The organism is Streptomyces sp. NPDC041205 (assembly GCF_055591765.1).
Genome location: NZ_JBVIZH010000002.1, coordinates 398,797 through 418,628 on the forward strand (window position 1 = coordinate 398,797; position 19,832 = coordinate 418,628).

The 19,832-nt window shown below is 69.9% G+C and carries 17 protein-coding genes and 1 pseudogene; 12 read left to right on the forward strand and 6 right to left on the reverse strand.

The features are described from left to right. Window positions 1-11 precede the first annotated feature (11 nt). Window positions 12-428, reverse strand: coding sequence for an ATP-binding protein (locus ACZ6BG_RS08700; protein WP_468998737.1), 417 nt, complete (start codon window positions 426-428; stop codon window positions 12-14). Between the two features lie 177 nt (window positions 429-605). On the opposite strand from ACZ6BG_RS08700, the gene ACZ6BG_RS08705 reads away from it, so the two are divergent. The 3 genes and pseudogenes from ACZ6BG_RS08705 to ACZ6BG_RS08715 form a co-directional block, all read left to right on the forward strand. Next, complete coding sequence (locus ACZ6BG_RS08705) at window positions 606-1,532, forward strand: helix-turn-helix domain-containing protein (protein ID WP_468452308.1); 927 nt, start codon at window positions 606-608, stop codon at window positions 1,530-1,532. Then, window positions 1,492-1,722, forward strand: a complete 231-nt coding sequence (locus ACZ6BG_RS08710) for a DUF397 domain-containing protein (RefSeq protein ID WP_468998741.1) — start codon at window positions 1,492-1,494, stop codon at window positions 1,720-1,722. Before ACZ6BG_RS08705 ends, ACZ6BG_RS08710 begins: the two co-directional genes overlap by 41 nt. Before the next feature lie 408 nt (window positions 1,723-2,130). Continuing rightward, window positions 2,131-2,351, forward strand: a pseudogene (locus ACZ6BG_RS08715) (ArsR/SmtB family transcription factor); the annotation flags it as partial. Window positions 2,352-2,462: 111 nt separating this feature from the next. On the opposite strand, the gene ACZ6BG_RS08720 reads toward ACZ6BG_RS08715, so the two are convergent. Further along, window positions 2,463-3,899, reverse strand: coding sequence for a cation:dicarboxylate symporter family transporter (locus ACZ6BG_RS08720; protein ID WP_468998743.1), 1,437 nt, complete (start codon window positions 3,897-3,899; stop codon window positions 2,463-2,465). A 167-nt stretch (window positions 3,900-4,066) separates the two neighbouring features. Between ACZ6BG_RS08720 and ACZ6BG_RS08725 the strand changes: the two genes are divergently transcribed. The 6 genes from ACZ6BG_RS08725 to ACZ6BG_RS08750 all read left to right on the forward strand — a co-directional run bounded on the left by ACZ6BG_RS08725 (window position 4,067) and on the right by ACZ6BG_RS08750 (window position 10,611). Next, window positions 4,067-5,755, forward strand: a complete 1,689-nt coding sequence (locus ACZ6BG_RS08725; RefSeq protein ID WP_468998745.1) for a sensor histidine kinase — start codon at window positions 4,067-4,069, stop codon at window positions 5,753-5,755. Next, complete coding sequence (locus tag ACZ6BG_RS08730) at window positions 5,752-6,441, forward strand: response regulator (RefSeq protein ID WP_468998747.1); 690 nt, start codon at window positions 5,752-5,754, stop codon at window positions 6,439-6,441. Before ACZ6BG_RS08725 ends, ACZ6BG_RS08730 begins: the two co-directional genes overlap by 4 nt. A gap of 258 nt (window positions 6,442-6,699) precedes the next feature. Continuing rightward, entirely contained in the window at window positions 6,700-8,064 is a 1,365-nt protein-coding gene (locus ACZ6BG_RS08735) for an extracellular solute-binding protein (RefSeq protein ID WP_468998749.1), read from the forward strand. Beyond that, window positions 8,061-8,945: a carbohydrate ABC transporter permease gene (locus ACZ6BG_RS08740; RefSeq protein WP_468998752.1), complete on the forward strand. Its 885-nt coding sequence runs from the start codon at window positions 8,061-8,063 to the stop codon at window positions 8,943-8,945. Before ACZ6BG_RS08735 ends, ACZ6BG_RS08740 begins: the two co-directional genes overlap by 4 nt. Then, window positions 8,946-9,788, forward strand: coding sequence for a carbohydrate ABC transporter permease (locus tag ACZ6BG_RS08745; protein ID WP_468998755.1), 843 nt, complete (start codon window positions 8,946-8,948; stop codon window positions 9,786-9,788). 193 nt (window positions 9,789-9,981) lie between these two features. Further along, window positions 9,982-10,611 (forward strand): helix-turn-helix domain-containing protein, encoded by a 630-nt coding sequence (locus ACZ6BG_RS08750; protein WP_469000151.1) that lies wholly within the window; start codon window positions 9,982-9,984, stop codon window positions 10,609-10,611. Window positions 10,612-10,652: 41 nt separating this feature from the next. On the opposite strand, the gene ACZ6BG_RS08755 is transcribed toward ACZ6BG_RS08750, so the two are convergent. Next, a complete protein-coding gene (locus ACZ6BG_RS08755) occupies window positions 10,653-11,678 on the reverse strand; it encodes an ATP-dependent 6-phosphofructokinase (RefSeq protein ID WP_468998757.1) in 1,026 nt (341 codons plus the stop codon). Window positions 11,679-11,904: 226 nt separating this feature from the next. Between ACZ6BG_RS08755 and pta the strand changes: the two genes are divergently transcribed. The 3 genes from pta (at window position 11,905) to pyk (ending at window position 16,775) form a co-directional block, all read left to right on the forward strand. Further along, the gene (gene pta, locus ACZ6BG_RS08760) at window positions 11,905-14,037 is read left to right on the forward strand and encodes a phosphate acetyltransferase (RefSeq protein ID WP_468998759.1); all 2,133 of its coding nucleotides are present in this window, start codon (window positions 11,905-11,907) and stop codon (window positions 14,035-14,037) included. Then, entirely contained in the window at window positions 14,034-15,242 is a 1,209-nt protein-coding gene (locus ACZ6BG_RS08765; protein ID WP_468998761.1) for an acetate kinase, read from the forward strand. The genes pta and ACZ6BG_RS08765 overlap by 4 nt, the downstream gene beginning before the upstream one ends. Window positions 15,243-15,344: 102 nt before the next feature. Then, entirely contained in the window at window positions 15,345-16,775 is a 1,431-nt protein-coding gene (gene pyk, locus ACZ6BG_RS08770) for a pyruvate kinase (RefSeq protein WP_468998763.1), read from the forward strand. A gap of 169 nt (window positions 16,776-16,944) precedes the next feature. Here the strand turns inward: pyk and ACZ6BG_RS08775 are convergent, their stop codons facing one another. The 3 genes from ACZ6BG_RS08775 to ACZ6BG_RS08785 all read right to left on the reverse strand — a co-directional run bounded on the left by ACZ6BG_RS08775 (window position 16,945) and on the right by ACZ6BG_RS08785 (window position 19,818). Then, entirely contained in the window at window positions 16,945-18,420 is a 1,476-nt protein-coding gene (locus ACZ6BG_RS08775; protein WP_468998766.1) for a hypothetical protein, read from the reverse strand. Beyond that, complete coding sequence (locus ACZ6BG_RS08780) at window positions 18,410-18,988, reverse strand: DUF6114 domain-containing protein (protein ID WP_468998770.1); 579 nt, start codon at window positions 18,986-18,988, stop codon at window positions 18,410-18,412. Before ACZ6BG_RS08780 ends, ACZ6BG_RS08775 begins: the two co-directional genes overlap by 11 nt. A gap of 212 nt (window positions 18,989-19,200) precedes the next feature. After that, complete coding sequence (locus ACZ6BG_RS08785) at window positions 19,201-19,818, reverse strand: DUF6230 family protein (RefSeq protein ID WP_468998772.1); 618 nt, start codon at window positions 19,816-19,818, stop codon at window positions 19,201-19,203. Between the last annotated feature and the right edge of the window lie 14 nt (window positions 19,819-19,832).

A 19,832-nucleotide genomic window follows, 5' to 3' on the forward strand; every position in this document is an offset into this window, starting at 1 on the left:
CCCGCCCGCCCTCACCCCCTGCGGGGCAGCGTGGCGCGCACGGTCTTGCCCTGCCCGTCCCGCAGGAACCACTCCAGTTCGTGGGCGAGTTGACGCACGACGAGCAGGCCGCGGCCACCCTCGCCGGGTGCGGTGGCCCCGCCCTCGAACCCGGGGAACTCCCGGCTCGGGTCCGATACGTCGACGATCAGCTCGTCCTCCTCGGCGAGGGCGAGGCGCAGCCAGAGGTGGTGGCCGGTCACCTTGCCGTGCCGGGCTGCGTTGGCGACGAGTTCGGAGACGACGAGGACGGCGTCGTCGAGGTCGCCCGGCCAGCGCCAGGCGGTCAGCCGAAGGCGGGAGTGCTGTCGCGCGAGGCGGGCGGAGGCGGGGGTCAGGGGGTAGCTGGAGAACCAGTTTCGGGTGGGGAGCCCGATGGAGTTGGTCATGGGTCTACGGTCGCGGGGCGATGCGTTCGGGTTCAATCGAAAGCCGCCTGATTAATCAGTGAGTTGATAATTGGACTATGCCCGAGTTTGCACAAACGGCTGCGCGACCGGCGGAGGGAACGCCACACTCGGCGGACGGAGCCGAGTGGCACGTACAGCAGCGCACAGGTGGTGCACATGGCGGCAAAGCGCGGGCGGACCGTTCAGCGACTCGAACTGGGCCTGCAACTGAGGCAATTGCGGGAGACCTGCGGGCTAGGAGATCGCGGGGGCGGCTTCACCCGGAAGCAGGCGGCCCAGGGTCTGCGCATCTCCGAGGCGTCCCTCCAACGCATCGAGAACGGCGACCTCAACTTCCGCAACGTGGGTGACCTGCGGAAGCTCCTGGACAAGTACGGGGTGACTGACGAGGACGTGATCGAGGCTCTGATCAGCCTCAACCGTGACTCGTCCCGCCAGGACTGGCTGACCCAGTACCGAGGCCTGATGCCCGCCGGGATGCCGGGCTTTGTCGGCCTGGAACCCGAGGCACGCAGCATGAAGGCGTACCACCCCACGCTGGTGTACGGCCTCCTCCAGACCGAGGGTTACGCCCAAGCGATCCACGAGGTCGAGAAACCGATCGAGGAGACCACGTCCGAACTCATCCGTAGCAGCGTGAGTTTGCGGATGAGGCGCCAGGAGATCCTGACCCGCGAGAGCCCGGTCCGGCTGCACGTCATTCTTGGCGAGGCCGCCTTGCGGTACCCCGTCGGCGGCTCCGAGGTGATGCGCGAGCAGTACGCAAAAATCGCTGAGCTGACGTCTTGGAGCCATGTCACGATTCAGGTGCTGCCGTTCCGCACGGGCTACCGGTCCGCGAGCGACTTCGCGATCCTCCAGCTCGGCGACCAGCTGCCCCCGCGAGTCCAGATCGACAACGCGTGGGGAGCCGTCTCCACCTCGGACAAGCCTCGCGAGGTGGACCGCTTCACCCGTCGGTTCGACGCCATGGTCGCTTCGGCCCTGCCGCCGGAGGACACCGCCCACTTCGTGACCGAACTAGTCAGAGAGCTGAAGCCCGATGAGCACGCGCTACCGGACCGCGCCCGAACTCGCCCCTGAGACTGCCTGGTTCAAGTCGTCGTACAGCGGCGGCACCGGAAACAACTGCATAGAGGTCGCCGACCTGCTCCCCCACCCCGCCGAAGGCCCTCACGTCGGCATACGCGACTCCAAAGACCCCGACGGCCCCGCCCTCCTCCTCACCCTCCCCGCCTGGACGGCATTCCTGACGTCGGTCGTCCGGGCCTGAGTACGCGTACTCAGAAGCCGTGATGACCGAAACGGATCGGGCACACGCGCGCGAAGCCGTACGGTACAAGTCGATCAATGCAACGTCGCAGTGGCACACGCGCGTTGCCCGACGGTACGGCGGACAGAACGGGGAAGAGCACGGATGGCGTGGGAGGAGTGGGAGCGGCTCAAAGCCGAAGCGGCCGAGCAGCACACCGCACGAATGCAACTGAACCAGGCGGAGCCCGACTCCGGGGTCGACACCGGAAACCTGGTGTCGAACAAGAGGGCCTGGGCGAAGGCGGGCCATGACATCGGCTCGCTGCGCGAGGGCATCGGCAAGGCGCTCGATCAGCTCGCCGAAGGCCAGCACGGCCTGGCAGCGGACACCGGCTGCCGGACGGCGGGCGCCCAGAAGGAGGCCCACGCCCCTCTGCTCGGCCACACCCGTGCCGCCGTCCTCCAGGCACTCGGCGGCGACCCCACCACCACGAAACTGGCACGCCGGGCCGGGGTCTCCCTCTCCTCGGCGAGCGAACACGCCGCGGTGTCCTGCGCGAAGCGGGCCTGGTCTCCAGCGTCCGCCAGAGCAACGCGGTACGCCACGTACTGACGCCCCTGGGTTCGGCGTTGCTGCGGGGGCAATAGCCTGTCCGGCGCTTGAGGACGAGGCCGAAGGCCGATATGAGCCCGTCCGGCGCTTGAGGACGAGGCCGAAGGCCGATCCGGCCCCGGCCCCGTCCAAGGTCGACGTCCCCGTCAGACCTTCACAGCGGCCGCCTCGTCAACAGGCCGCCCCGACGCGCCCTCATCGTCGCCCCCAGGCGCGGGCTTCTTCTCCAGGGAAGGCCTCACGTCCCCGTGGTCGTCGTCGAGCAGCGTCCGCTCGTCGAAGGGAAGCTTGCCGTCCAGGACGGCGGCAACCCGCTCCCGGTCGACCTCCTTGGTCCACGTACCGATCAACAACGTGGCCACCGCGTTGCCCGCGAAGTTCGTCAGCGCCCGAGCCTCGCTCATGAAGCGGTCGACGCCGATGATCAGGCCGACGCCGTCGACGAGGGCGGGCTTGTGGGACTGCAGGCCGCTCGCGAGGACCGCGATGCCCGAGCCGGAGACACCCGCCGCGCCCTTGGACGCGATCATCATGAACAGGAGCAGCGAGATCTGCTCGCCGACGCCCAGCGGCTGGTCCATCGCGTCGGCGATGAACAGCGAGGCCATCGTCAGATAGATCATCGTGCCGTCGAGGTTGAAGGAGTACCCGGTGGGGACGGTGATGCCGACGACGGGGCGGCTCACGCCCAGGTGCTCCATCTTCGCGATGAGGCGCGGCAGCGCGGACTCCGAGGAGGACGTGGACAGGATGAGCAGGAACTCGCGGCCCAGGTACTTGAGCAGCTTGAAGAGGTTCACGCCGGTCACCAGGCGCAGCAGCGTGCCGAGCACCACGAGGATGAACAGGGCGCAGGTGACGTAGAAGCCGATCATGATGGTGGCGAGCGCCTTCAGCGCGTCCGTGCCGGTCTCGCCGATCACGGCGGCCATCGCGCCGAAGGCGCCGAGCGGCGCCGCCCACATGATCATGCCGAGGATGCGGAAGACCAGCTTCTGGATGTGCCCCACCCCGCGGAGGATCGGCTCGCCCGTCTTGCCCATGGCCTGCAGGGCGAAGCCGACGAGGAGGGCCACGAGGAGGGTCTGGAGCACCTCGCCCGCGGTGAAGGCGGAGACCATCGTCTTGGGGATGATGCCGAGCGCGAAGTCGACCAGGCCCTTGTCCGCCTCGTCGGCGGCGGTGTGGCCCGCCTCCTTGTCCGACGAGGTCAGGTCCATGCCGTCGCCGGGGTGCAGGATGTTGCCGACGACCAGGCCGATGGCGAGCGCGACCACGGACATCGCGACGAAGTAGGCGAGCGCGAGCCCGCCGACCTTGCCGACCTTCGCCGCCTGCCGGACCGAGCCCACGCCGAGGACGATCGTGCAGAAGATGATCGGCGAGATCATCATCTTGATCAGGTTCACGAAGCCCGTGCCGATCGGCTTGAGCTCCTTGGCGAAGTCCGGCGCGATGAAGCCGACGGCGATACCGAGCAGTACGGCGCCGATGACGGCGATGTACAGGTAGTGGGTCCGGTCCCGTTTCGCGGGCGGTGCGCCCGCCCCGGCGGTGTCGGCCGCCGTCTGTCCCTCTGCCACGGGGTGCCTCCTTGGGCTACGTACGCTGGGTACGACTGGCGTCTGCGTCCTCGCTAGTCGTGCGGCTCACGTCCTGGCGATTCCGGGTGACTATCTCCCGGCCCTGTGACGGCGGTCACGGTTTCGTTCATTTAGTTCGCACATACGCGACACGGCAGACTGGCCATATGCCCCAGGTCCCCCGGCCACCCCGTCCGCCCCGCCGACCCCGCGGCCCGCGCAGCCTCGCCGGTCAGCTCTTCGCGATGCAGGTGGTCCTGGTGGCGGTCGTGGTCGCGGGCTGCGCGCTCTTCACGTACCTCAGCGACCGGCACCAGGCGGAGGAGGCCGCGCTCCGCCAGGCCACGGCGGCCGCCCGCGCGGTCGCGGACGCGCCCTCGGTGCGCGAGGCGATCCGCGGCGAGGACCCGTCCCGCAAGCTCCAGCCGTACGCCACCGACGTGCAGCGGCACACCGGCGTCGACTTCGTGACGATCATGGACCCGCGGGGCATCCGCTGGACCCACCCCGACCCCGACCGCATCGGTGAGCGCTTCCTCGGCCACACCGCGGAGGCCCTGCGCGGCCAGACCTTCACCGAGATCTACACCGGCACCCTCGGCGCGTCCGCACGCGTGGTCACGCCCGTCTTCGACGGCGGCGACGACCGGCGCGGCGAGAACGGCCGCATCGTCGGCCTGGTCAGCGCGGGCATCACCATCGAGGCGATCAGCGAGAAGGCGCGCGGCCAGCTCGTGGCGCTGCTCGGCGTCGCGGTGGGCGCGCTCGCGCTCGGCGCGGTGGGTACGTACGTGATCAACGCCCGGCTGCGCCGCAGCACCCACGGCATGAACGCCGCCGAGCTGAGCCGCATGCACGACTACCACGAGGCCGCGCTGCACGCCGTGCGCGAGGGGCTGGTCATGCTGGACGGGCGGCGGCGCGTCGCCCTCATGAACGACGGCGCGCGCGAGCTGCTCGGCGTGCCCGAGGGCGTCGTCGGGCGGTACGTCACCGACCTCGGCCTTCCCGCGCCGCTCACCGGCGCGCTGCTCGACACCGAGCCCCGCATGGACGAGGTGCATCTGACGGCCGACCGGGTGCTCGTCGTGAACACCTCGCCGGTGTCGGGCGGCGACCGCAAGGGCACCGTCGTGACCCTGCGCGACCACACCGAACTCCAGGCCCTCGCGGGCGAGTTGAGCTCCGAACGCGGCTTCACCCGGGCGCTGCGCTCGCAGGCCCACGAGGCCGCGAACCGGCTGCACACCGTGGTCTCCCTCATCGAGCTGGGCCGCGCCGACGAGGCCGTGGAGTTCGCCACCGCCGAGTTGGAGCTGGCCCAGGCCCTCACCGACCAGGTCGTCGCCGCCGTCAACGAACCCGTCCTCGCCGCCCTCCTCCTCGGCAAGGCCGCCCAGGCCAACGAGCACGGCGTGGAGCTGGTCGTCTCCGCCGACACCAGCGTCGACGACGGCATGCTCCCCACCGGCCTGCCGCCCCGCGACCTGGTCACCATCCTCGGCAACCTCATCGACAACGCCGTCGACGCCGCCCAGGGCTCCCCCTCGGCCCGCGTCACGGTCACGGTCCGCGCCGAGTCCGGCGGCCTCCTCCTCCGCGTCACGGACACCGGACCGGGCGTGGACCCCTCCCAGCGGGAGTCGGTCTTCCAGCACGGCTGGAGCACGAAGGCCCCCTCGGGCCGGGGCCTCGGCCTCTCCCTGGTCCACCAGACGGTGACGCGACACGGGGGGACTCTGACCTTGACGGAACCGGAGGCGGGAGGGGCAGAGTTCACGGCGACGCTCCCGCTCACCGCCGTTCCCTCAGGCGCCCACCCCGGCGGGCGTACCGACGGAAAGGCCGACAGATGACCGACCCCCACCCCATCCGGGTCCTCGTCGTCGAAGACGACCACGTCGCGGCCGACGCCCACGTCCTCTACGTGAACCGCGTGCCCGGCTTCGAGGTCACCGCCACGGCCCACACCGCCGCCGAGGCCCGCCGCGCCCTGGACAAGACCCCGGTCGACCTGATCCTCCTCGACCTGAACCTCCCCGACGGCCACGGCCTGGCCCTCGCCCGCACCCTGCGCGCGGCCGGCCACCGCGCGGACGTCATCGCGGTCACCTCGGCCCGCGACCTGGCCGTGGTCCGCGAGGGCGTCTCCCTCGGCGTCGTCCAGTACGTACTGAAACCCTTCACGTTCGCGACCCTCCGCGACCGCCTCACCCGCTACGCGGAATTCCGCACCGCCGCGGGCGAGGCGACGGGCCAGGACGAGGTGGACCGGGCCCTGGCGACCCTCCGCGCCCCCGCCCCCGCCGCCCTCCCGAAGGGCCTCAGCGGCCCCACCCTGGAGAAGGTGACCCGCACGCTCCAGGACGCCGCCCCCGACGGCCTCACCGCAGCGGCCACCGCGGACACCACCGGCCTCTCCCGCATCACGGCCCGCCGCTATCTGGAGCACCTGGTGACGACCGGCCGAGCCGCCCGCAGCCCCCAGTACGGCCACGTGGGCCGCCCCGAACTGATCTACCGCTGGCTGCCGCCGTCCTGACCGCCGGACGGCACGCCCGTCCGGCGGCACCGAGCGACGTACGGCACGCCCCACCGTCCTGATCAACGCCCGCGGGCCCCCAAACCCCCACCCCATAACAACGTTGTCACGTTACTGACAAGCGTCAACGCACAGCCTCCGCAACCCCGTTGCAAGGGCATTGACCTTGCTCCGAGCCCGCGCTTACGTTCACCGGCAGCAGCCCCGCGCGGCAGCACCCCCGCGCCGCGGCGCGGCCGCGTCGGACCGTAGGAGGTCGTGCCCGTGCGCCCCACCGCCCCCGCCCCTCTGCTCCTGGCAGCCGTGCTCGCCGCCTCCACCCTGACCGCGTGCGGCGGCGGCTCCGGCGACGACCCGGACACCGTGAAGGTCTCGTACAAGCAGTCCATGGACAACAAGATCCGGGTGATGGACGACTACCTGGAGTCGATGAAGAAGCAGTTCGAGAAGGCGAACCCCGGCAAGAAGGTGAAACTGGTGCCGATCAAGGCGCCGGACGCCGAGTACTACACGAAGGTGCAGCAGATGCTGCGCTCGCCGAAGACCGCCCCCGACCTGGTCTACGAGGACACCTTCCTCATCAACTCCGACATCACCAGCGGGTACCTGAAGCCGCTCGACCCGTATCTGGACAAGTGGAAGGAGTGGCCGAAGTTCATCGACACGGCCAAGGCGGCGGCGAAGGCGGAGGACGGCAAGACGTACGGCGTGCCGGACGGCACGGACACGCGCGGCCTCTGGTTCGACAAGGACATCTTCGAGAAGGCGGGCCTGCCCGCGAACTGGCAGCCGAAGACCTGGGACGAGATCCTGGACGCGGCCCGCACCATCAAGGAGAAGGTGCCGGACGTCGTCCCGCTGAACGTGTACACCGGCAAGCCGGGCGGTGAGACCTCGTCCATGCAGGGCATGGAGATGCTCCTGTACGGCACGGGCGAGAACCCGCTGTACGACCCGAAGGCGAAGAAGTGGGTGGTGGGCGGCCAGGGCTTCAAGGACTCCCTGAAGTTCGTGGAGACCGTCTACAAGGAGAAGCTCGGCCCGGACGTCGAGGACGCCCTCGACCCGAACATGGCCACGCGGGTGCGCGGCGAGTTCCTGCCCAAGGGCAAGCTCGGCATCAACCTCGACGGCTCCTGGCTGCCGCAGGACTGGCTGCCGGGCTCGGGGCACGAATGGCCGCAGTGGTCCAAGGAGTTGGGGCTCGCGGCGATGCCCACGCAGCACGGCCAGGCACCCGGCAAGGTCAGCATGTCCGGCGGCTGGACGTGGGCGATCCCGTCGAAGGCGGACAACGCCGACCTGGCGTTCAAGTTCATCGAGACGATGCAGACCAAGGAGAACGCCAAGAAGTGGTACATCGCGAACTCCGGCATCTCGGTGCGCGAGGACGTCGCGAAGGACCCGGCGTACATCAAGGCGCAGCCCGGCATCAAGTTCTTCACCGACCTGGTCGCGTCCACGCACTACCGCCCGGCGTTCCCGGCGTACCCGAAGGTGTCGACGGCGATGCAGGAGGCCATGGAGCAGGTCACGACGGGGGACGGCTCGGTGGACAAGGCGGCGAGCGGCTATGACGACGAGGTCGAGTCGGCCACCGACGGCAAGGTGATCGAGAAGTGACGGCTCCCCCGGGCCACCGGCGGCTCGCCCGCTCGCTGGCCCGGGCCCTGCCGGTGTCGCCCGCGGTCGTCCTGCTGCTGCTCTTCCTCGCGGGCCCGATCGGCTACTGCGCGTACATCGCCTTCACGGACCTCCAGCTCACCGGCCAGGCCCACGAGTCGTTCGTCGGCTTCGAGAACTTCCGGACGGCGTTCGACGACGAGGACTTCATCAACGCGGTCTGGCTGACGCTTGTCTTCACGTTCCTGTCGTCGATCGTCGGCCAGAACACCCTGGGCCTGGCCCTCGCGGCCCTGATGCAGCGGGCGTCCAAGACGGTCCGCACGATCACCGGGGCGGTCGTCGTCACGGCGTGGGTGCTGCCGGAGGTGGTCGCGGGCTTCCTCCTCTACGCCTTCTTCCGCCGCGACGGCACCCTCAACGCGGTCCTGGACTTCCTGCACCTGCCGTCCCAGAACTGGCTCTACACCCTGCCGATCCTCGCGGTGTCGTTCGCCAACGTCTGGCGTGGCACGGCCTTCTCGATGCTCGTGTACTCCGCCGCCCTCAACGAGATCCCCAAGGAGATCACCGAGGCCGCGGAGGTCGACGGCGCGAGCGGCTGGCGGCGCATGTGGCACATCACGCTCCCCATGATCCGCCGCTCCATCGGCACGAACCTGATGCTCAACACCCTGCAGACCCTGTCGGTCTTCGGCCTCATCTGGGTGATGACGCGCGGCGGTCCGGGAAACCGCAGCCAGACCCTCCCGCTGTTCATGTACGAGCAGGCCTTCCAGAAGAGCATGATCGGCTACGGAACGGCCGTGGCCCTGCTCCTCCTCCTGGTCGGATCCCTGTTCTCACTCATCTACATGCGCCTGCTGCGCACGGAGGTCTGAGTGTCGTCCACACCGTCCGCGCGCCGCACGAGAAGCCGCGAACTGGCCGCGAACATCGGCCTGTTGACCGTCGCCGCGACCTTCGCGGTGCCACTCGCCTGGGTGCTCCTCTCCGCCCTCGACCCCAAGGCCGACGTGGGCATGAAGGCCCCCGACGGCATCACGCTCGACAACTTCGACGCGGTCCTCACCGACGAGATCACGTTCACGCCGATGCTCAACAGCCTGCTGCTGTGCGGCGGCGGCACCCTCCTGACCGTGATCAGCGCGGCCCTCGCCGCGTACCCGCTGTCCCGCTACAAGTCCCGCCTGAACCGCCCCTTCATGCTCACGATCCTCTTCGCCACGAGCCTGCCCATCACCGCGATCATGGTCCCGGTGTACGCGCTGTTCGTCCGCGTCGACCTCATCGACACCATGCAGGGCACGATCTTCTTCTTCGCCGCGTCCCAACTCCCCTTCGCCATCTGGCTGATGAAGAACTTCATGGACGGCGTCCCCAAGGAGCTGGAGGAGGCCGCCTGGACGGACGGCGCATCCCCCTTCCAGTCCCTGATCCGCATCGTCCTGCCCCTGATGGGCCCCGGCGTGGCCGTCGTGACGGTCTTCTCCTTCGTCATGATGTGGGGCAACTTCTTCGTCCCCTTCATGCTGCTCCTGTCCCCCGAGCAGATGCCGGCGGCGGTCAGCATCAACGACTTCTTCGGCTCCAAGGGCGCCATCGTCTACGGCCAACTGGCGGCGTTCTCCCTCATCTACTCGACGCCCGTGATCCTGCTGTACGTCCTGGTGGCACGGAAGCTGGGCGGGGGGTTCGCGTTGGGCGGGGCGGTCAAGGGGTGATTCCGCCACAAAGAGGGGCGCTCGGAGCACGGAGAGGGCGCCCACCCGCCGTACTTTCGTACGAGCCGCAGCCCTGTGTGAACAGACCGTAGTCGCCACCCCCGTACGGCCATACCGTGTGCCCGTGCAACCGAGCCAGCCCACGCCTCCGTTCAACTTCCCCGCAGCGCGCCGCCTCCGTGAAGCACTGGGGATGGCGCCGGGCCACGTCGCGTACGGCATGCGGGCGAGCTACGGCCTCGCCCACGTCACGCCGGACACCGTCACGGCCTGGGAGCGCGGGCTCGCCGCGCCGAACGCCGCCGAGCTGGCCGCGCTCGCCGCGACGCTGTGGTGCTCACCGGGCGAGCTGATGGGCGCGGCCACGACGCTGCGGGAGCACCGCCTCGCCCGCGGCCTCGCCCCGGAGGACGTGGCGCGCGGGGCGGGCGTGGAGATCCAGGCGTACCTGCGCATGGAGGAGACCAACCAGTGGCGCGGCACCGACCGCCAGTCCGCCGCCCTGAGCCGCACGCTGCGCCTCCCCCTGCCCGACTTCGTCACGGTCACGGGCCGCGCCGACGACCTGGCGGAACTGCTGCGCAGCGCGGTGACGACCCGCTGGCAGGGCTACGTACGCCCGGTCAGCAAGCTGCTCGCCGTGGACAAGCGCGACATCGAGGGCCCCCTGCGCAAGCTCCACGAGGACTACCAGTCCCGCATGGTCCGCACCCTGAGCTGGGGCAGCGGCGCGAGCGCCGACGCGTCGGGCCACGCGGGCCGCGACTTCCTGGACCGGATCCTGGACCACTTCTGGCCGCTGGTACCGGACACGGCGGCCTGACGGCTGCCTGGAAGACCGGGCCTCCGGAAAGTCCGGGCCTCCTAGAAGACCGACTCCGCCTCGTCCATCCGGTCCTTCGGTACCGTCTTCAGCTCGGTGACCGCCTCGGCGAGCGGCGCCATCACGATGTCCGTGCCGCGCAGCGCCGTCATGCGGCCGAAGTCGCCGCGGTGCACGGCCTCGACGGCGTGCCAGCCGAAGCGGGTGGCGAGGACGCGGTCGTACGCGGTGGGGGTGCCGCCGCGCTGGACGTGGCCGAGGATGACCGGCTTGGCCTCCTTGCCGAGGCGGCTCTCCAGCTCGAAGGCGAGGGCCGTGCCGATGCCCTGGAAGCGCTCGTGGCCGAACTGGTCGATGGCGCCCTTGCCGTAGTTCATGGTGCCGTCGGCGGGGTGCGCGCCCTCGGCGACGCAGATCACGGCGAACTTCTTGCCGCGCGCGAACCGCTCCTCGACCATCTTGACCAGGTCAGCCGGGTCGAAGGGCCGCTCGGGCAGGCAGATGCCGTGGGCGCCGCCGGCCATGCCGGACTCCAGGGCGATCCAGCCCGCGTGCCGGCCCATGACCTCGACGACCATGACGCGCTGGTGGGACTCGGCGGTGGTCTTCAGGCGGTCCATCGCCTCGGTGGCGACGCCGACGGCGGTGTCGAAGCCGAAGGTGCGGTCCGTGGAGGAGATGTCGTTGTCGATGGTCTTCGGGACGCCGACTACCGGGACGCCCGCGTCCGACAGCATCTTCGCGGCCGTCAGGGTGCCCTCGCCGCCGATCGGGATGAGCGCGTCGAAGCCGCTCTTCTCGATGAGTTCCTTGGCGTTGTCGCAGGCGGCGCGGAAGCGGTCACGCTCCAGGCGGGAGGAGCCGAGGATGGTGCCGCCGCGGGAGAGGATGCCGCTGACCGCGTTCAGGTCGAGGGTGCGGTAGCGGCCGTCCAGCAGGCCCGCGTATCCGTCCTCGAAGCCGATGACCTCGTCGCCGTAGTTCGTGACCGCTCGGTGCACGACCGACCGGATCACTGCGTTGAGGCCCGGGCAGTCGCCGCCCGCGGTGAGAATTCCGATACGCATCGCGCTGTGTCTCCTGCTCGCTGCTGGTACTTGTGAGCCGATCCGATTGTTCCATGGCCCTGGCGGGGCCGCCGCCCGTCGTCCGCTCTGCGACTTAGCCAGCCGCAGAGGTATTGTCAAGAGGGCACAGCCAACAATATCGGGTGTATTTCCGGCGCTGCCGGAGCTGCCCTCCCCCGCCTCACCAGCCAAGACAGCGATGACAGCGACGAAACGGAGAGCACGCGTGACGCGCAGCGTGTACGTGACCGGGATCGACCGGGGCGACGGCCGCCAGGTCGTCGAGCTGGGAGTCATGGAGCTCCTGACCCGCCAGGTCGACCGCGTGGGCGTCTTCCGCCCGCTCGTCCACGACGGACCCGACCGCCTCTTCGAACTGCTGCGCGCCCGCTACCGGCTCGCGCAGGACCCCGCGTCCGTGTACGGCATGGACTACCACGAGGCGTCCGCGCTGCAGGCCGAGAAGGGCACCGACGAGCTGGTCTCCCAGCTCGTCGACCGTTTTCACGCCGTCGCCCGCGCCTACGACGTGGTCCTGGTCCTCGGCACCGACTTCGCCGCCACCCAGCTCCCCGACGAGCTGGCGCTGAACGCCCGGCTCGCGAACGAGTTCGGCGCCTCGGTCCTGCCCGTGGTCGGCGGCAAGGACCAGACCGCCGAGTCGGTGCGCGCCGAGACCCGCAACGCCTACCGCGCCTACGACAGCCTCGGCTGCGACGTCCTCGCGATGGTCACCAACCGGGTCGCCCCCGCCGACCGCGACGAGATACACGAGCGCCTCGCCGCCCGCCTCCCGGTGCCCTGCTACGTCCTGCCGGACGAGCCCGCCCTGGCCGCGCCGACCGTCGCGCAGATCACGCACGCCCTCGGCGGCAAGGTACTCCTCGGCGACGACTCGGGCCTGGCCCGCGACGCCCTCGACTTCGTCTTCGGCGGCGCCATGCTGCCGAACTTCCTGAACGCCCTGACCCCGGGCTGCCTGGTCGTGACCCCCGGCGACCGCGCCGACCTGGTCGTCGGCGCGCTCGCCGCGCACAGCGCGGGCACCCCGCCCATCGCGGGCGTCCTGCTGACCCTGAACGAGCAGCCGGGCCCGGAGATCCTGCGCCTGGCCGACCGGCTCGCGCCGGGCACGCCCGTGGTCGCCGTCGAGGGCGGCTCGTTCCCGACGGCCGCCGAGTTGTTCGCCCTGGAGGGCAAGCTGAACGCGGCGACGCCGCGCAAGGCGGAGACCGCGCTCGGTCTCTTCGAGCGGTACACCGACACCGCCGACCTGCTCAAGCGCCTCTCCGTCTTCGGCAGCGACCGCCTCACGCCGATGATGTTCGAGCACAAGCTCCTGGAGCGGGCCCGCGCCGACCGCCGCCGGGTCGTGCTGCCGGAGGGCACCGAGGAGCGCGTCCTGCGCGCGGCCGACGTGCTGCTGCGCCGGGGCGTGTGCGACCTGACCCTGCTCGGCCCGGTGGAGACCATCCGCAAGAAGGCCGCCGACCTCGGCGTCGACCTCGCCGACTCGCAGCTCATCGACCCCCAGGCCTCCGAGCTGCGGCAGGGCTTCGCCGAGGAGTACGCGCGGCTTCGCGCCCACAAGGGCGTGACGGTCGAGCTGGCGTACGACGTCGTGGCGGACGTGAACTACTTCGGCACGCTGATGGTGCAGAGCGGCATGGCCGACGGCATGGTGTCCGGCTCCGTGCACTCCACGGCGGCGACGATCCGCCCCGCCTTCGAGATCATCAAGACCAAGCCTGGGGGCACCTCCCGGCCGGAGGCCGGGGGAGCGTCGATCGTGTCGTCCGTCTTCTTCATGTGCCTGGCCGACAAGGTCCTCGTGTACGGCGACTGCGCGGTCAACCCGGACCCCAACGCCGTCCAGCTCGCGGACATCGCCGTGCAGTCGGCCGCCACCGCCGACCAGTTCGGCGTCGAGCCGCGCATCGCGATGCTGTCGTACTCCACCGGCACCTCCGGCTCGGGCGCCGACGTCGACAAGGTCCGCGAGGCCACCGAGCTGGTACGCGGCCGGCGCCCGGACCTGAAGATCGAGGGCCCGATCCAGTACGACGCGGCCGTCGAGCCGTCGGTCGCGGCCACCAAGCTGCCGGGCTCCGACGTGGCGGGCCAGGCCAGCGTGCTGATCTTCCCCGACCTGAACACCGGCAACAACACGTACAAGGCCGTGCAGCGCTCGGCCGGCGCGATCGCCGTCGGCCCGGTGCTCCAGGGCCTGCGCAAGCCCGTGAACGACCTGTCCCGCGGCGCGCTCGTCCAGGACATCGTCAACACGGTCGCCATCACGGCCATCCAGTCCCAGTCCTCCACGCCCCAGTCCCCCACCGAGAAGGCAATCCCCCAGTGAGCGCGTCCCGTGTCCTCGTCCTCAACTCCGGCTCGTCGTCGGTGAAGTACCAGCTGCTCGACATGGCGGACAGCAGCCGTCTGGCCGTGGGCCTCGTCGAGCGCATCGGCGAGGAGACCTCCCGGCTCAAGCACACCCCGCTGACGGGCGACGGCTCCGAGCGCGAGCGCACCGGCCCGATCGCCGACCACGAGGCCGCCCTGAAGGCCGTCGCCGCGGAGCTGGCCGCCGACGGGCTCGGCCTGGACTCGCCGGAGCTGGCCGCGATCGGCCACCGCGTCGTGCACGGCGGCAAGCACTTCACCGAGCCGACGGTCGTCGACGACGCCGTGCTCGCCGAGATCGAGCGCCTGATCCCGGTGGCCCCGCTGCACAACCCGGCCAACCTCACCGGCATCCGCACCGCCCAGGCGCTGCGCCCCGACCTGCCCCAGGTCGCCGTCTTCGACACCGCCTTCCACACGACGATGCCGGAGGCCGCGGCCCGCTACGCCATCGACGTGGCCACCGCCGACGAGCACCGCGTGCGCCGCTACGGCTTCCACGGCACCTCGCACGCGTATGTGTCGCGGACGACCGCGGAACTGCTCGGCAAGGCCCCCGAGGACGTGAACGTGATCGTGCTGCACCTCGGCAACGGCGCGTCCGCGTCCGCCGTGCGCGGCGGCCGGTGCGTGGACACCTCCATGGGTCTGACGCCCCTCGAAGGGCTCGTGATGGGCACGCGGTCGGGAGATCTGGACCCGGCCGTCATCTTCCATTTGGCGCGCGTCGGCGGGCTGTCCATCGACGAGATCGACACTCTTCTCAACAAGAAGAGCGGCCTTATCGGTCTGTGCGGCGACAACGACATGCGGGAGATCCGCCGCCGCATCGACGAGGGCGACGAACAGGCCCGGCTCGCCTTCGACATCTACATTCACCGGCTGAAGAAGTACATCGGCGCCTATTACGCGGTTCTCGGCCGGGTGGACGCGATCGCGTTCACGGCGGGTGTCGGCGAGAACGCGGCGCCGGTGCGCGCGGCCGCCGTCGAGGGCCTCGAGGAGCTCGGCCTCGCGGTGGACGGCGAGCTGAACTCCGTACGGAGCGACGAGCCGCGGCTGATCTCGCCCGAGTACGCCCGGGTGAAGGTCGCCGTCGTGCCGACCGACGAGGAACTGGAAATCGCCGCGCAGACTTATGCACTGGTCGGGCGGCATTGATATGCCGCTCCGCCGTGTAAGCAACTGAGCGCCGACCCGCCCATTTGTATCTTCCGCCAGATGGAATATTCCGAAGCGAAACAAACCGATAGGATCGCCCCCATGCGCCGTTCCAAAATCGTTTGCACGCTGGGCCCCGCCGTCGACTCCGAAGATCAGCTCGTTTCGCTGATCGAAGCCGGAATGAACGTGGCCCGCTTCAACTTCAGCCACGGCACGCACGCCGAGCACCAGGGCCGGTACGACCGCGTCCGGGCCGCGGCGGAGCGCACGGGCCGCGCGATCGGCGTCCTCGCCGACCTGCAGGGCCCGAAGATCCGTCTGGAGACCTTCGCCGAGGGCCCCGTCGAGCTGGTGCGCGGTGACGAGTTCACCATCACCACCGAGGACGTGCCCGGCGACAAGTCGATCTGCGGCACGACCTACAAGGGTCTGCCCGGCGACGTCTCCAAGGGCGATCAGGTCCTCATCAACGACGGCAACGTCGAGCTGCGCGTCGTCGAGGTCGCCGGGCCGCGCGTGAAGACGATCGTCGTCGAGGGCGGCGTCATCTCCGACCACAAGGGCATCAACCTGCCCGGCGCGGCCGTGAACGTCCCCGCCCTGTCCGAGAAGGACATCGAGGACCTGCGGTTCGCGCTGAAGATGGGCTGCGACATGGTCGCGCTGTCCTTCGTCCGCGACGCCGACGACGTCAAGGACGTCCACAAGGTGATGGACGAGGAGGGCCGCCGGGTCCCCGTCATCGCCAAGGTGGAGAAGCCGCAGGCGGTGGCGAACATGGAGGGCGTCGTCGCGGCCTTCGACGCCGTCATGGTGGCGCGCGGCGACCTGGCGGTCGAGTATCCGCTGGAGAAGGTCCCGATGGTGCAGAAGCGCCTCGTGGAGATGTGCCGCCGCAACGCCAAGCCGGTGATCGTCGCGACCCAGATGATGGAGTCGATGATCACCAACTCCCGCCCCACGCGCGCCGAGGCGTCCGACGTCGCGAACGCCATCCTGGACGGCGCGGACGCGGTGATGCTGTCGGCCGAGTCCAGCGTGGGCGCGTACCCGATCGAGACGGTCAAGACCATGTCGAAGATCGTCACGGCGGCGGAGGAGGAGCTCCTCTCCAAGGGCCTGCAGCCGCTGGTCCCCGGCAAGAAGCCGCGCACGCAGGGCGGTTCGGTGGCCCGCGCGGCCTGCGAGATCGCCGACTTCCTCGACGGCAAGGCCCTGGTCGCCTTCACCAAGTCCGGTGACACCGCCCGCCGCCTGTCCCGCTACCGCGCGGCCCAGCCGATCCTGGCCTTCACCACCGACACCAGCACCCGCAACCAGCTCGCCCTGAGCTGGGGCGTGGAGGCGTACGTCGTGCCGCACGTGGACAACACGGACGCCATGGTCGAGCTGGTCGACGCCGAGGTGCTCAAGCTCCAGCGCTACAACGACGGCGACACCATGGTCATCACGGCCGGTTCGCCCCCCGGCATCCCCGGCACCACCAACATGGTCCGCGTCCACCACCTGGGTGGCGGCGACCGCGACTGAGCCACGGGTCCCCGGTCCGGCCCCCGACCAGATCCGGACCGGGACCCGTTGTCTCCCGGGAGTGCCCCGGCACTCCCGTGAGTACCTGAAAAGCATCGAGGGCGCCCCCTGCGCAAGGGGGCGCCCTCGGTGTTCGACGTGCCGCGGCTCCCGGAACGGGACCCGGTGCTCAGTCGGTGATCGACTGGTGCAGGCCGGGGATGGTCAGTTCGCCGCCGAACTGGCCCGCCTGCTGGACCTTCACGTTGGTGAAGTAGATCAGCGGCAGGTTGAGCGGCGGCGGGTGCTCCGGGTCGAACGTGATCGGGATCAGACCGAAGAGGTTGCCGGAGATCCGCTCGGTGTACATCGTCGTGTCACCGCCCCGGATCGTGGACGTGGAACCCTTGGCGGCCTGGACGTGGTACTTCTTGCCGTTCGGGCTCTCGACGATCTGGTGCAGGTCGCCGATGTCCGTGCCGCCGCTGATGATGTACTTCAGCGCCTGCTTGGTGCGGCCGTCGGGCATCTTCAGGTTCACGACGCCCTTGTAGTCCGCGCCCTTCAGGAGCAGCGAGCTGGCCTCCAGGTGCCACGGCTGGTTCGGAATCGGCGCGGGCGACTGCTCGTCGTCACCGTCGACCTTCTTCTCCACCACGCACGGGAACGGCTTCTTGCCGTCCTCGTCCGGCGCCATCGGGTCCTTGGACTCCTCCGGGTCGTCCCCGTCCTCGGCCTTGTCCTTGGCCTTCTCCGCCGCCTTCTCGGCCTTCTCCGCGATGTCGTCGGCCTTCTCGGCGGCGTCCTTCAGGCGGTCCTCGGCCTTGTCGGAGGTGTCCTTCAGGCCGTCCTTCGCCTTGCCGAGGGTGTCCTCGACGGGCTTGGCGGCCCGGTCGGACTCCTTGCCGTCCCTGCTGTCCCTGCCGTCGGAGTCCGTGGCGTCGTCGTCCGAGGAGCCCGAGGACTTCCCGTCGCCCGACTCGTCGTTCTCCGCCTTCTCCGCCTTCTCCTCGGCGGCCCTCTTCTCCTCGGGCGTGAGGATGTCCTTGATGGCGTCGCCGAGGCCCAGCGGGTCCAGCGGGTTCTCGGGCTTGGCGGGGTCCGGCTCGTCGGCCGCGTCCTCGTCGTCCTTGCCGCTGTCCCCGGACCCCTTGCCGGAGTCGGCGTCGGAGTCCTTGCCGGAGTCGGCGTCACCGGACGGCCCGGACCCGGAGGCGCCCTCGTCCGCGTCGCCGCCCGAGGGCCTCGACGTACCGGAGTCGTCCGAGGAGCCGTCGCCGTCCTCGCCGTCGGCCTTGTCCTTGGCCTCGTCGGCCTTCTTGCGGGCGGCCTCGGCCTTCTCCTCGGCCTCCTTCGCGGCCTTCTCCTTGGCGTCCTGCTCGTCCTTGGCGTCCTGCTCGGCTTCCTTGGACTGCTCGTCCGGCGCCGTGACGCAAGGGCCGTCCCGGAAGGGGTTCTTGGGCACGCCCGGCTTCGCCTGGGCGAGCTGGGGGGTCAGGCCCATGCCCATCAGTACGGCGGTGGGCATGGCCGCGAGGGCTATCGCCTTCCCGGCGGGCACATGCAGCCGGGTCAGGAGCGGCTTCTTGGGGGCCGCGTGCCGCGGCCCCGTTCTCACACGGGACGTGTCCGCATCAGTCCCGCGGCGCGCCTCGTCAGCCGGCACGGTTCCTCCCGTTCGTCCCGTTGTCCGGGCTCGTTCCTGAGAAGTCATCGGTCGCACCGCCCGCCTCCGGCACGGCTCCGTGCGCGGCCCCCGCGGCCGCGGGCTCCGGAGCCCCGTCGCCGAATCCCCCGGCGTCGGGCGCCTGGGCGCGCCGCCTGGAGCGCTTCTCGGGCTTGGTCGGCATCCAGGAGACGCCGAGCGCACCGCCGATGAGGGCGAGCAGGAAGCCCATGACGAAGCCGCCGAAGTTGGACACCACCAGGGAGACCAGGGCGAGCAGAATCGCCGCGACGCCCGCGAACACGCGGGACATCGGCTGGAACCACATGGTCAGGCCGAGCACGACCAACAGCACACCGATGATCAGCGATCCGGCACCGGCGGTGGTCGCCATCCGGATGGTCATCGTGCCCAGGGTGAGGTTCGCATAGGGGAAGTACATGATCGGGATGCCGCCGAGCAGTGTCAGCAGTCCACCCCAGAACGGGCGCTGACCGCGCCACCCTCGGAACGATTGGCGCATCCGGCCAAGCCTGTTGCCAAGGCCCACTTGCGCTTCGGCGCTCATGTCGTACAGCTCCTCGGGTATGGCGTTTGGTTCTGTATGTGCGGATTCGGGCACGGGGACGGCTGGTTGAAGTGAGTTACGGCGCCCCCGCGCCCGGCCGTTTCAGCGCGACAAGTGCGGTTCAGGACAGCATTGGCCTCGACAACGGCCTCAACGACGGCGTCGGTCAAGACGAAGCGGATGAGACTGAGGTGACCGAGGCCGCTACCGCCTCAGTAGCACTCGTGCTTGCCCTTCTTGACCGACATGCCGAGGCCAGAGAGCTTGAAGGTGCCTGCCGTGGTCGCCCACGCGCGCTGCTTCACATCGGTGAAGCGGACCTTGTCGGCCTGCTGCGCGAACGAGTCCGGGACGTACCTGTCGCCCTTGGCCGGACCCGGGCCCTTCGTCGTACGGTCGATCGAGACACCGATGTCGACATTGGTGAAGGTCGCGTTGGCCTTCAGGTCGTCGGCGTCGATGTAGAGCTTCTTCGCCTCGACCCTCGGGCTGCCCTTGCCACCGGCCTTGAGGACCATCGACACATCGCCGAAGACCGGAACCGGGACGACCACGGACTGGCAGAGGTTGGTGATCTTCGCCGACTCCATGCCGACGACGGCGACCGGGTGGTTACCCGACTTGCCGCTGTCCATCCCGCCGTACTGGACGAATCCCGTACCGTCGAGCTGATCCGCGGTCACCTTGAACTGCTGACCGGACACACTGAACGATGCCGCGAGCGCACCCTGCGAGAGGGCCACGCCTATCGCGGCCGTCGCCGCGACGCTCGGCACCATGACCACGGCGAACCGCTTCCATCTGGTTCCGCCACGAGCCACGGACTCCATGACTTTCCTCCTTC